Genomic DNA, 13,139 nt, shown 5'->3' on the forward strand with positions numbered 1-13,139 from the left:
CTAGCCCTTCTGCCCCCGGGTCGGCGAGGACAGCGCGCGGTCGCTCTCGGCCGCAATGAAGTCGAGGATCTGCACGACCTGCTCGCAATCGGCATATTCCTCGCGGATCGCGGCGGCGTTTTCGCGCACGGAACCCGTTCCTTCGAAGATCGCCTTGTAGGCGCGGCGCACCCGGTGGATGACGGCGCGGTCGATGCCGGCCCGCGTCATGCCGACGACGTTGAGGCCGCCCAGCAGACCGGGATTACCGTTCAGCATGCCATAGGGAATGACATCGTAACTCACCGCCGACAGGCCGCCGACGAAGGCGTGGCGGCCGACGCGGGTAAACTGGTGAACAGCCGAGCCGCCGCCTAGGATCACGCGATCCTCGATGACGACATGGCCGGCGAGCATGACGTTGTTCGACATGATCACATGGTTGCCGACCCGGCAGTCATGCGCGACGTGGGAATTGGCAAGGAAAAGATTGTTGTCGCCAACGATCGTCTCACCGCCGAAATCGGCCGTGCCGGTGTTCATCGTCACACCTTCACGGATCGTGCAATTGGCGCCGACCGTCAGCGTCGTTTCCTCACCGCCGTGGTGCACGCTCTGCGGATCACCGCCGACGACGGCCATCGGGAAGATGCGCGTGCCATTGCCGATCACAGTGCGGCCGGTGACGACCGCATGCGCCAGGAGCTCGACATTCGCATGCAGGACGACATGCGGCCCGACATGGCAAAAAGGACCGATTTTGACGCCCTCGCCGATGGTAGCCCCGTCTTCGACGACAGCCATCGGATGAATACGGGCGCTTTCGGCGATCTTGCTCATGCCTGATCCTTACGAACGATCATCGCGCCGATGTCAGCTTCGGCGACAAGTGCGCCGTCAACCTTGGCGTCGCAATGGAATTTCCAGATATTGCCGCGTTGCTTGTTCTTCTTGACATGGAATTCGACGCGGTCGCCGGGCACGACCGGCTTGCGGAAGCGCGCATTCTCGATGGTCATGAAGTAGACGAGGTTACCGGTCTGACCTTCCTTCTTGGCGCAGATGGCACCCGCCGTCTGAGCCATGCCCTCGATCAGCAAAACCCCGGGCATAATCGGCGCTTCCGGAAAATGGCCGGTGAAATGCGGTTCGTTCACCGTGACGTTCTTGATGCCGATCGCCGTGTTGTCTCCGTCGATCCCGATGATCTTATCGACCATGAGAAACGGATAGCGATGCGGCAGCAGCTTCATGATCTCGGTAATATCAGCCGAAGAAAGCGTGGTCGTGGCTTCCTCAGTCATTTTGCTTGCCTCCAGGGTTCCTCCCGCGCAACTTGGATTTCGATACCTGTTGCGCGGCCTCTCTCAGATAGTCTTTTAGCGGACGTGCAGGTATACCGCCATATTGTCCGCCGGCGGCAAGGTCGGTCATGATACCGCTTTTGGCAGCGATCTGCACGCCATCGCCGATCGTCACATGTCCCTTGATTCCCGCCTGGCCGCCGATCTGCACGCCATTGCCGATTTTCGTGCTGCCGGCGATGCCGACCTGCGAAACGATGGCGCAATGGCGGCCGATCTGGACGTTGTGGCCGATCTGGACCTGATTGTCGATCTTGGTCCCCTCGCCGATCACCGTGTCGTCCATGGCACCGCGGTCGATGGTCGTGTTGGCGCCGATCTCGACATTGTCCTGGATGATCACCCGGCCGATCTGAACGATCTTGATCATGCCGCGCGGACCCGGTGCATAACCAAAACCGTCCTGGCCGATTCGAACACCGTTGTGGATGATGACGCCATTGCCGATCAGCGCACAAAGAATGCTCGCTCCAGCCGCAATCGAACAATCCCGGCCGATCTTGACGTTCGGACCGATAACGCTGTTCGCGCCGATGCGGGTTCCTTCCCCGATCTCGGCCTGCGCACCGATGACGGCCAGCGGTTCGACGATCACGCCCTTTTCGAGTTTGGCGCTCGGATCAATCACTGCGCTCGGAGCAATCCCGCTTTCACCCGAAAGAGCGACCGGACGCAATGCTGCGGGGTAGAACAGGCCGCCCGCCATTGCGAAGGCAGCATGCGGATTGGACGAAAGGATAACCGGAAGATGCGGAGGAACGAGATCGGCAAGCGCCTTGTCGCAGATCACCGCCGAGGCCTCGCATGTCGCAAACTCCTCGCGGTTGCGGCGAGACAGGATATAGCAGACATCGCCTGCCCGCGCCCGGCTGATGGGGGCGACGGACCTGACGATGACATTGGCATGATCGGAATTGGCGAGTTCCGCCCCAAGAAACCCTGCCAGCTCAGCGAGCTTCAGACCTTCATGGGGCAGAAAAAAAACGTTTTGCTCCATCGGCAATGCTCCAGAACGGAATTGAGTCTTACAGTTCCGGACTGCCGATATCAGAATTGGTTGTTGATGCCAAACTTGAAGTTTTGCGTCTTGTCGAAGTCTTCCTTGAGGACCGGGATTGCGTAATCCAGACGCAATGAACCGAAAGGAGACTGCCAAACGACACCGACACCGACGGAAGCGCGCAGCGAGGCGTCTTCGCCCTCAATGCCGTCGCCCCTCAGATCAACGTCGTTGCCGAACAACGTGCCGGCGTCGGCGAAGACCGCGCCGCGCAGGTTGAAGTCGCGCGGGAAGCCCGGCATCGGGAAAGTCGCTTCGGCCGATGCGGTGAAGTAGGTTGTACCGCCCAGCGGATCGTCGTTGTCACCCCTGACGCGCGGGCCGATACCCTTGTTCTCGAAGCCACGAATGTCGCCATTGGTCAGCGTGAACTGGTCGAAGACGTTCAGGTGCTCACCGAAGCCGACGACATAACCCGCCGAAGCAGAAACCGAGCCGATGATATCGGCATCGTCGGCGAGCAGGTGGTAGTAGCGGGCCTTGCCGTAGATCTTGTAGAACTGCGAGTCGCCCCCGAGGCCGGCAATTTCCTGCGTCGCCGTCGCGTAGATGCCTTCGCGCGGCAGAACCGTGTCATCGAGCGTGTTGTAGGTCAGCGTCTGCGAGACGGAAGAACGTGTCCACGGGCTGTCCTCAACCAGGTGCTGATACGGAGCGGACAGATCGGAAAGGTCGCTGTTGTCAGCGTCGTACTTCATCTGCTTGTAGTTATAGCGGAAAGTCGTCGCCAGATCTTCGGTGATCGGCGCCGTGACGCGCAGAACGACGCTGGTTTCCTCGTAGTCGTAATTGTCGTTGCTCGACGTTTCGCTGTGGTTGACGTCGAAGCCCGCCGCCAGGCGGTAGCCGAGGAAATAGGGTTCGGTGAAGCTGACGCCGTAGGCGCGCGAGCCTTCCTGACCGCCGCCGGCCGAGATGCGGATGTACTGACCGCGACCAAGGAAATTCTTTTCTTCGATCGATGCTTCGAGCAGCAGACCGTCACCGCCGGCGGCATAACCCGCGCCGACACCGAACGAACCGGTCGACTGATCCTGCACGTCGACCACCACCACGACACGATCCGGGGAGCTACCCGGCTGGGTGGAGATATTGACCGAAGAGAAGTAACCGAGCGCTTCCAGGCGGCGCTTGGCCTTGGTGATCATCTGCTGATTGAAGGCGTCGCCTTCGCTCATGTCGAATTCGCGGCGGATGACGTAGTCGCGCGTGCGGCTGTTGCCGCGGATCTCGATGCGCTCGACATAGGCGCGCTCGCCCTGGTCGACGAGATATTCGACGCCGATCGTGTTGTTGTTGAGGTCGCGGTTACCGCGCGGCGTGACGCGCGCAAAGGGATAACCGGCGGAGGCCACCTGATCGGAAATCGCTTCGATCGACTTCTGAACTTCCTTGGCGCTGTAGAGGTGGCCTTCTTTCGTGCGCACCAGCGGCAGCAGCTGATCCGAGCCGACGCCTTCAACGGTGGACTGAACAGTCACCGGTCCGAAATTGTAGCGCTGGCCTTCCTCGATGTTGAAGGTGAGCGTGTATTTGTTGGTTGCCTCGTCAAAGCTGGCATCGGAAGAGACGATGCGCATGTCGGCATAGCCGCGATTGTAATAGAACTGGCGCAGCGCTTCTTCGTCGGCGTGGAGCTTGTCTTCGTTGTAGACGTCCTTGCGGGTCAGGAACGAAAGGAAGTTCGAACGCTTTGTCTGAATTACGGCAGCAAGGCGGCCGGCGCTATAGGCGTTGTTGCCGACGAAATTGATCGCATCGATCTTGGTGCGGTCACCTTCGTTGATGACGAAAGCAAGGTTGACGCGGCCTTCGCCCAGCGGCACCACCTGCGTCGTCACTTCGACTTCGCTGCGGCCGGTGGCGGCATAGGCATCCTTGATCGCCTGGATGTCGGACTGAATCTGCGTGTCGCTGTAAGGACCGGCAGCATGCGTCTGGACGATCGTCGCGAGCTTGTCGTCCTTGATTTTGCGGTTGCCGTTGAAGACGACCTGATTGACGAGCTGGGCCTCCTGGACGTTGACGACCAGCGTGCCACCAGAAACCGAAATCTTCACATCGGAGAAGTAGCCCGTGCCGTAAAGCTGTTTGACCGAGTTATCGATATCAGTGTTCGAGAAACTCTTGCCGGGCGTGATGGTGAGGTTCGACCGGACGGCTTCCGCGCCGACGCGGCTTGCGCCACGCACATCGATGCGCTGGATGACCGCGGCCTCGGCGGCCGTAGCGGAAACGAACGTCAAAGCACCTGCGCCCGAAGCAACAACACTAGCAGACAGCGCAACCGCCGATACTGCGTTCAAAAACTTTGAACCAGCCTTCATTTCACCTATTACCTTTTTTCCCTCGTCCCCGTCCCCGGGAGAACCCGATTCCGGTCACGTGTGTCGTTTTACCCGCTTTTGACATACAAGCAAGGGAGGGCGTTAATTTCTGTTTACTTCATTTCCAAGCGTGACCCATTCGCCACTACAGCCTTGAAACATCGTAAATAAATAGTAATTCCCTTGCCTTACGCGTTTACCTTCAGCTCAGGCTGATGTCGTTCCAGGTCGTGAAAACCATCAATGTCAATATCATTGCCAGGCCTATACGAAATGCAATTTCCTGAGCCTTGGCACCCAGCGGTTTTCCTCTGACCGCTTCCACCGCATAGAACATCAGGTGGCCGCCATCAAGTACCGGAACCGGCATCAGGTTAAGCAATCCTATCGAAACCGACAGCACCGCAGCAAGCTGCAACACTGCCCCAACGCCAAGCTTCGCCATCTGGCCGGTAGCCTGAGCCACACGGATCGGCCCGCCCAGCTGATCGGCCCGCATCGATCCGCTGAATATGTTGCCGATATATTTGAAGGTGTCCGTGACTATTTGCCCGCTGGCGATCACGCCCTCACGCAGCGCCTGGAGCGGAGTGTAGGTCTGCAGCCGGAAATTGCCGGAGTTCTTGTCGGTAGCGATGCCGATCTGACCGACTTCCATCTTGTTGCCGAACTGATCGGTCTGGTCGACGCGCTGCGGCACCATCGGCACATCGAGCTTCTGGCCGCCGCGCTCGACTGTAACGACAATCCTCTGGCCGGGGCGCATGCCGACATAGCGGCGCACATCTTCAAACGTCTCGACCTTGCCGCCATCGATGGCAACCAGGAGGTCGCCGGGAAGGATGCCGGCGGCGGCCGCCGAGCTCTCCGGCTTGACCTCGGCAACGACCGGGTCGGCGATCATGCGGCCATAGACGGTGAAGAGAACCGTGAAGATGGCGATCGCCAGCAGAAAATTGGCGATCGGACCGGCTGCGACGGTCGCGGCACGTTTCCACAGCTTGGCGCCGGCAAAGGAGCGCGCCCTCTCCTCCTCGGACATGGCGGCAAGCTTGTCGCTGTCCGGTTTGCTCGACGCATCCTCATCGCCGAAGAAGCGGACGTAACCGCCGAGCGGGATCACTGAGATCTTCCAGCGCGTTCCATGGCGGTCGGTGAAGCCGAATAGCTCGGGACCAAAGCCGACCGAAAAGGCAAGGATACGGATGCCGCTCCAGCGCCCGACAAGATAATGGCCCATCTCATGCACGAAGACGAGCAGCGAGAGCACCAGGATGAAGGTGACGATATTCCCCATCACGAATGCATATATGCCGGTCATCACGTCTGTGGGTTCCTTCTGTCAGGCTGCCGCGTCATCAGAGGCCGAACAATGCCGCTCCGAGCGACGTCATGCCAGCCCCCTTTATCAGGGAAAATAGTGTAGCAAGCAAGAACGCCGCAAAACAGGCGAAAATCAGTCCGTCGACGCGGTCCATGACGCCGCCATGGCCCGGAATGAGACGGCTCGAATCCTTGACGCCGAATTTTCGCTTGATGACGGATTCGAAAAGATCGCCCGACTGGCTGCAGACCGACAGGATGAGCGCCACGCCGGCGGCGACGACTTCAGTGCCCGGAAGGAGGAAATGGGCGAGAAGGACGCCGGCTGCGACCGCGGAAACGGCGCCGCCGATAGCGCCAGACCATGTCTTTCCCGGCGAGATCGACGGGGCAAGCTTCGGTCCGCGGAGCGCCCTGCCGACGAAATAGGCGAGGATATCGGTCGCCCAGACGACGGCGAAGACGAAAAGCATGGCGTAAAGACCGGGCTGGTCGTTGCCTCTGATCGCGGCGAGCGCCAGGCCTGTGGCGCCGGCATAGAAGAGGCCGACCGGCAGCCAGCGACTCGTGCCGTGCAGGATGATCAGGGCTATGCCGACGGCGGTGACGCCGGCCAGCATGCCGGCGGCGAATTCGAAATTGCCGACAAGCACAAGGAAGGCGATCGCCGCTTCGCCGATCCAACCGACCACATTGGCGACCCAATCCCGCGCAATGCCGGTTATCTTAGACCATTCATAGTAGATCAGCAGACCGATCACCACCGCCAGGGTGCGAAAGGCAGGGCCGCCATACCAGGTGGCGACAAGAACGATGACCGCGAGAATCAATCCTGAAACGATGCGGAGCTTCAATTCCCTCTGCATCAGGTGCCGACCGCGGCTGCCTGCGATGACAGGCCACCGAAGCGCCGGTCGCGGGAGGCGAATTTTTCCAGCGCCGAGCGGAAAATCTCCGGGCTGAAATCGGGCCAATATTCCGGGATGAAGATGAATTCCGAATAGGCGGCCTGCCAAAGCAGGAAGTTGGAAAGCCGTTCCTCGCCGCTGGTGCGGATGATGAGATCCGGATCCGGGATGCCGGCCGTGTCGAGACGGGCGTTGATCAGCGCGGGAGTGATGTCCTGTGCCCGCAGGCGGCCGGACTCGACGTCCCTCGCGAGACTCACGACGGCGCGCGAGATTTCATCGCGCGAGCCGTAATTGAAGGCGATGACCAGCGTCAGCGCCGTGTTGTCCCTGGTGGTCTCCTCCGCCTCAAGCAGCAGGCCGAGAATGTCGCTGCGCAGGCTGTGGCGGTCGCCGATCACCTTGATGCGCACATTCTGGCGATGAAGCTCGGCAAGGTCACGCCGGATGAAAGCCTTGAGCAGACCGAGCAGATCGGAAACCTCGGCTTCGGGCCGGCGCCAGTTCTCCGAGGAAAAGGCGAAGAGGGTGAGATATTTTATACCGGCCGCGCCGGCGGCGCGTACTGTCTCGCGGACCGCCTCGACGCCCTTGCGATGGCCCATCGTGCGCGGCAAGCCGCGCTGCTTGGCCCAACGGCCATTGCCGTCCATGATGATGGCAACATGCTCTGGCACAGTTACAAATACAGATTCCGACATTTCCCGTCCGGTCTTTCCAGGCAAAGGCACAGGTCCACTAGACCTGCATGATTTCCTTTTCCTTCTCCCCAAGCAAGCGGTCGATTTCGGAAATCGTCTCGTCCGTCATCTTCTGTACGCGTTCGGATCGCGCACGGCTCTCGTCCTGGCCGATTACACCGTCCTTTTCGGCTTTCTTGAGGCCGTCCATGCCGTCACGGCGGACATGGCGAATCGCCACCTTGCTCTTCTCGGCATAGTCATGCGCCACCTTGACGAGCGACTTGCGGCGCTCCTCGTTCAATTCCGGCAGCGGAATGCGCAGGCTCTGGCCGTCGACGATCGGGTTGAGGCCGAGATTGGATTCGCGGATGCCGCGTTCGACGGCGCTGACCATCGACTTGTCCCAGACGGAAACCGTCAGCATGCGCGGCTCGGGCACGGTGATGTTGGCGACCTGGTTCAAGGGCACGCGCGAACCATAGGCCTCGATCGTGACCGGATCGAGGATGTTGGCCGAAGCACGGCCGGTGCGCAGCGATGCGATGTCGCTCTTGAATGCGGAGACCGCGCCGTCCATCCGGCGCTTCAGTTCCTTGATATCGATACCTTCACTCATGTCGATGCTCCCGTTTAGAGCGATGCCGAAAAGTCAGCGGTTTTCGGCACGTCTCATGCTCTAATTCTTTAATGTAGAACATGTTTCAGATTTCAGGCCAACCGGACCTAAAGCTCAATCATGTTCTAGCGAGGGCTGCGCCGAAACCGCGGCGCGGCTTGTATCAGTTGTCGGAGACGATGGTCTTGAGGCCACCGCCCGTCAAGATTTCAGCAAAACCACCCTTCTCGTGGATCGAGAAGACGATGATCGGAATGGAATTTTCTCTGGCAAGCGCCACGGCGGCAACGTCCATCACCGCAAGGCCCCTGTCCAGCACTTCCTGGTGCGTCAGGCGGTCGAAGCGGGTCGCATCGGGATATTTCTTCGGGTCGGCGGTATAGATGCCGTCCACCTGCGTGCCCTTGAAGATCGCTTGGGCGCCCATTTCGGCAGCACGCAGTGCGGCGGCGGAATCGGTGGTGAAGAAGGGATTGCCGGTGCCGCCGGCAAAGATCACCACGCGTCCCATCGACAGATGATAAAGGGTCGCTCGTTGCGAGAAGCTCTCGCAGATCTCCGGCATGGAGATGGCCGAAAGCACCACCGTATCGATGTTCAGCTTGCGCAGCGAGGTTGCGAGCGCGAGCGCGTTGATGATGGTGCCGAGCATGCCCATATGGTCGCCGGTCACCCGATCGCCGCCCTTGGATGCGACTGCAACACCGCGGAAGATATTGCCGCCACCGACGACGACGCCGACTTCCACGCCCATATGCCTTGCCTCGGCGATATCGGATGCAATGCGGTCCGCCACCGCGACATCGATCCCGAAACCCTGGCCACCCATGAGCGCTTCGCCGGAAGCCTTGAGCAGAACGCGTTTATAGACAGGCTCTAAAGACATCTTGGCTCCTCGTAAATTGCCGTGAATGCCCGATACACGAAGGGCACCGCGTTGTCACGCGATGCCCTTCTTGTTTTCAGAATTATGGCTGGAAGATCAACCCTTGACGGCAGCCGCGACTTCGGCTGCGAAATCGGTCTCTTCCTTCTCGACGCCTTCGCCGAGCAGAAGACGGGCCATGCCGGCAACTTCGATCGGCGCGCCGACGGCCTTTTCAGCTTCCTTGATGGCGGCAGCGACCGTCAGATCAGGATTGATGACGAAAGCCTGCGAGAGAAGGGCGACCTCCTCGAAGAACTTGCGCATGCGGCCTTCCACCATCTTTTCGATGATGTTGTCGGGCTTACCGGAAGCGCGCGACTGCTCGATGAAGACGTTGCGCTCGCGCTCGGCGACGGCGGCATCGACTTCCTCAGGGCGGATCGCCAACGGCGCGGTCGCCGCAATATGCATGGCGACCTGGCGGCCGATTGCGTTCAGGGCTTCCTTGTCACCGGTCGACTTCAGCGCGACGAGAACGCCGAGCTTGCCGAGGCCGTCGGAAACCGCATTGTGGATATAGGTGGCGACGACGCCGTCTTCGACGGACAGAGCGATCGAACGGCGCAGGTTCATGTTCTCGCCGATCGTTGCGATCGCATCCTTGATCGTGTCGGAAACGGACTTGCCGGATGCCGGATAGGTCGCAGCACCGACGGCCTCGACAGTGCCATCCGTCGAGACGGCGACCTTGGCGATGCCGCGGACGAGATCCTGGAAGGCATCGTTGCGGGCGACGAAGTCGGTTTCGGAGTTGACTTCGACGACGACGGCCTTCGTGCCTTCGCTCGAAACGCCGACGAGGCCTTCAGCGGCGGTACGGCCCGACTTCTTGTCGGCCTTGGCGATGCCCTTGGCGCGCAGCCAGTCGATCGCCGCTTCCATGTCGCCGCTGGTTTCAGCAAGAGCCTTCTTGCAGTCCATCATGCCTGCGCCGGTCTTTTCGCGCAGTTCCTTCACCATTGCAGCCGTAATCTCGCTCATTATCTTCCTCTTGTCGGTTCAAACGGTGGACCGCAAAGCGGCGCGGCACCGGATTGAGGCACGAAATGTACCTGTATGTATGACAGCGTGATGAAGACGCGCCATAACGAAACTTTACTGGCGGAGCGCCTGACGCCTCCGCCTTGAAACAGGTAAGGCCGCCGAACTTCGATGAGTCGCGAGCGGCCTTCCCAGTCTATGCAAGCTTCGACGGAGTTTTGTCTCCGCCCGCCTTCATCAGCCTTCGGCTGCTTCCTCGAGAGCCGGCTCGACCGGAACTTCGGAGGATGCGCCGAGATCACGGCCGGAAGAGCTCTGCTGGCGCGCAATGCCGTCGATGGCAGCGCGGGAGATCAGCTCGCAGTACAGGGCGATGGCGCGCGATGCGTCGTCGTTGCCCGGGATCGGATAGTCGATCAGGTCCGGATCGCAGTTCGAATCGATGATGGCGACGACCGGGATGCCGAGGCGCTTGGCTTCGTCGATCGCGATCTTTTCCTTGTTGGTGTCGATAATGAACATCAGGTCGGGCGTGCCGCCCATATCGCGGATACCGCCGAGAGCCTTGTCGAGCTTTTCACGCTCGCGCTCGAGGTTGAGGCGTTCCTTCTTGGTGAAGCCCTGGGCTTCGCCATTGAGGATTTCGTCGAGCTTGCGCAGGCGCTGGATCGAGTTGGAGATCGTCTTCCAGTTCGTCATCATGCCGCCGAGCCAGCGCGAGTTGACGTAGTACTGGGCCGAGCGCTTGGCGCTGTCGGCGATGATCTCGGACGCCTGGCGCTTGGTGCCGACGAAGAGAACGCGGCCGCCACGGGCAACGGTGTCGCTGACGACCTGAAGGGCGCGCGACAGCATCGGAACGGTCTGAGCCAGATCGATGATGTGAATGTTGTTGCGATCGCCGAAGATATACGGCTTCATCTTCGGGTTCCAGCGATGGGTCTGGTGGCCGAAGTGGACGCCTGCTTCAAGCAGCTGACGCATAGAAAAATCAGGCAATGCCATGCCTTGTTACTCCTTTTCCGGTTGAACCTCCGCAAGGCGAACAGCACCCTCGTCGAGGATGCCACCGGCGGAACAGCCCGGATTTCTCCCGGACGATCCCATGCCTTACGTGTGGAATGCCGGTGCCCATACATTCCGTTGGGCATAAAAGCAAGGGAAACATTCCATTCGGCATAAAAACAAGGATTATGCCGGATTTCCGGCCGACTGCCCTGCCCTGAAAATACCGCCGCTCAGCTTGCGAGTGTCGGCAGCAGCGCCAGCACGACGCCGGCATCGGGCATCGGCAGGACGGCGTCGATCTCCGCGGACAGCAGGCTGGTGATTGCGCTGTCGGCGTTTCCGGTCGCCGTCCCAGCGGACCACGGAAGCCGTGCCGCGTCCAGGCGAGCTCCTGCAGCCGCGGGCTGATCAGCGCCTCGATCAGGCGGTTGGCGTTCTCGTCGACGACGATCAGCGCGCGATGTCGCGCCTCAGCGTGTCGTTGTGACGGTCGAGCTCCAGGCCAATCCGGTCGATCTGGCCGGCTACGTCCTCGAACTCCTCCTTAAAGCGTTCGAGCCGCGCTTTTGCGGAGAGGAACATGCGGCTGAGGAAGCCCTTGTCTTTCAGCGATGCCGGATCGAGGCTCTTCGACTTGAGGATGATGTCGGTCAGCAGCCGGCCGACCTCGCCGAGATCCTTGTTGCGGACCTCGCGCAGGATCCTGTCGGCATAATCGCTGACAGCCTGCTGGGCGCGGTCGCCATAGACCGAAATGCCGGCTCGGTCGGTGATATCGATGCTATCGGAAATGCGGGCAACTTCCGCCGGATCGGCGGCGCAACCGGCAGGACGGCATTCTGTACAGTCGCGAGATCGGTATCGGCCATAGTGAGGCTTTCCAGGCTTGCGGCGGGTAATGGTCTGGAGGCCTATTTCGCAACTGCAGGCCCCGTCGCAATGGACTGGCCGCTGGAATCGCACCGATCACAAGAGCAGGACGACAGAAGGCGACTCAATCATCGCTGGTCGCCGACACAATAATGAACTTTACGATACAGTTTTATGACAGCGGAAAAACCGCGGCCTACTTGCAGACCTCAGCCTTGTGATCCAGCAGCTCGAGCTTGGCGAGCTTGCCGGTCAGGACGAAATCGCCATAATCCATCGTCAGGTCGCGGGTGATGCCGTTCTCGTAGAGTTTGAACGACATGCGATAGACCGGCAGCGAATCCGATTTTGCATTCTCGTTGAAATAGGCGATGGTCACCGGCCAGAAGGCCGTCTTCGAGAAGGCGCCGGCATTGCCGGCATCGGCCTCCTCGGCAGCGGGCGTTTCCTGCTTGCCGACGATCGTCGTCGTCACCAGCGACTTGTCGCCGTCATCGGAACCGTCGAAAACGCGGGCTTCGAAGAAACGTTTTCCCTCCTTGGCGTTCTGGATCACATCGAGCATATGCTCTGTCGGAAAGCGGCTTTCGCCAAGCTGCAGCTCGCGGCTCGCCGGCTGCTTGAGATCGACTTTGACGCCATTGGCCTGATTCTCGGCCGCGCCGTTGACCTCCTTGTCGAGCTGGTCGTCGGTGAAGGATTTGGTGTCAAAGGTAAACTTGCGGTCCTTCAGGTTCTCGAAGGTCTTTGTCTGCTGATCGCTGACGCGCACGCTGTCGCCAGTGTCGATCTGCGTCACGAAGCGGAAATTGGTGGTGAAGCCCTGGCAATAGCTGCCGTCGAATTCATAGACCATGCGGCCGTACATGGAGGCGATGCCGGAGCGGTCCGACGCATCCTTCAATTCCAGATCGTAGACCGCGCGATGGGCGATGAGGCCGGTCGCGATCGCAGCACTTGCCGCAGGCGCAGCCGCCCATGCATGGGCGGAAAGGCCGGCGAGAAGCAGAGCGACTAGACTCGATCGGAACATTCATTAACTCCTGTTGGACTCGGCCGCGATGTTATAAGAACACTTTCGGCCAAATCGAG

At 60.3% G+C, this 13,139-nt stretch carries 12 protein-coding genes and 2 pseudogenes; all 14 read right to left on the minus strand.

Annotation, left to right across the window (positions count from 1 at the left end; translation table 11 throughout):
* Entirely contained in the window at window positions 1-819 is an 819-nt protein-coding gene (gene lpxA / locus GGD53_RS14070) for an acyl-ACP--UDP-N-acetylglucosamine O-acyltransferase (protein ID WP_184456923.1), read from the minus strand.
* A complete protein-coding gene (fabZ, locus tag GGD53_RS14075; RefSeq protein WP_064802290.1) occupies window positions 816-1,283 on the minus strand; it encodes a 3-hydroxyacyl-ACP dehydratase FabZ in 468 nt (155 codons plus the stop codon). The genes lpxA and fabZ overlap by 4 nt, the downstream gene beginning before the upstream one ends.
* Window positions 1,276-2,340, minus strand: coding sequence for a UDP-3-O-(3-hydroxymyristoyl)glucosamine N-acyltransferase (lpxD, locus tag GGD53_RS14080; RefSeq protein WP_184456926.1), 1,065 nt, complete (start codon window positions 2,338-2,340; stop codon window positions 1,276-1,278). The genes fabZ and lpxD overlap by 8 nt, the downstream gene beginning before the upstream one ends.
* Before the next feature lie 50 nt (window positions 2,341-2,390).
* Complete coding sequence (bamA, locus tag GGD53_RS14085) at window positions 2,391-4,730, minus strand: outer membrane protein assembly factor BamA (protein WP_184456928.1); 2,340 nt, start codon at window positions 4,728-4,730, stop codon at window positions 2,391-2,393.
* Window positions 4,731-4,932: 202 nt separating this feature from the next.
* A complete protein-coding gene (gene rseP, locus GGD53_RS14090; protein ID WP_184456972.1) occupies window positions 4,933-6,051 on the minus strand; it encodes an RIP metalloprotease RseP in 1,119 nt (372 codons plus the stop codon).
* 37 nt (window positions 6,052-6,088) lie between these two features.
* Window positions 6,089-6,919: a phosphatidate cytidylyltransferase gene (locus tag GGD53_RS14095; RefSeq protein WP_184456930.1), complete on the minus strand. Its 831-nt coding sequence runs from the start codon at window positions 6,917-6,919 to the stop codon at window positions 6,089-6,091.
* On the minus strand, window positions 6,919-7,662 hold the full coding sequence (locus GGD53_RS14100; RefSeq protein ID WP_088394209.1) for an isoprenyl transferase: 744 nt from the start codon (window positions 7,660-7,662) through the stop codon (window positions 6,919-6,921). The genes GGD53_RS14095 and GGD53_RS14100 overlap by 1 nt, the downstream gene beginning before the upstream one ends.
* Window positions 7,663-7,699: 37 nt before the next feature.
* Window positions 7,700-8,260, minus strand: a complete 561-nt coding sequence (gene frr / locus GGD53_RS14105) for a ribosome recycling factor (protein ID WP_184456932.1) — start codon at window positions 8,258-8,260, stop codon at window positions 7,700-7,702.
* Window positions 8,261-8,423: 163 nt separating this feature from the next.
* Entirely contained in the window at window positions 8,424-9,146 is a 723-nt protein-coding gene (gene pyrH / locus GGD53_RS14110) for a UMP kinase (protein ID WP_064691480.1), read from the minus strand.
* Window positions 9,147-9,242: 96 nt separating this feature from the next.
* On the minus strand, window positions 9,243-10,169 hold the full coding sequence (gene tsf, locus GGD53_RS14115) for a translation elongation factor Ts (RefSeq protein WP_184456934.1): 927 nt from the start codon (window positions 10,167-10,169) through the stop codon (window positions 9,243-9,245).
* Window positions 10,170-10,406: 237 nt separating this feature from the next.
* Window positions 10,407-11,174 (minus strand): 30S ribosomal protein S2, encoded by a 768-nt coding sequence (gene rpsB, locus GGD53_RS14120; protein WP_003573382.1) that lies wholly within the window; start codon window positions 11,172-11,174, stop codon window positions 10,407-10,409.
* Window positions 11,175-11,407: 233 nt separating this feature from the next.
* Window positions 11,408-11,631: pseudogene (locus GGD53_RS31695) on the minus strand (hypothetical protein); the annotation flags it as partial.
* 2 nt (window positions 11,632-11,633) lie between these two features.
* Window positions 11,634-12,046: pseudogene (locus tag GGD53_RS14125) on the minus strand (toxic anion resistance protein); the annotation flags it as partial.
* A 197-nt stretch (window positions 12,047-12,243) separates the two neighbouring features.
* On the minus strand, window positions 12,244-13,080 hold the full coding sequence (locus GGD53_RS14130) for a cell envelope integrity EipB family protein (protein ID WP_085859393.1): 837 nt from the start codon (window positions 13,078-13,080) through the stop codon (window positions 12,244-12,246).
* Window positions 13,081-13,139: the final 59 nt, after the last annotated feature.

Origin of the sequence: Rhizobium aethiopicum, from assembly GCF_014197535.1 — a bacterium.
GTDB classification, from domain to species: Bacteria; Pseudomonadota; Alphaproteobacteria; order Rhizobiales; family Rhizobiaceae; genus Rhizobium; species Rhizobium aethiopicum_A.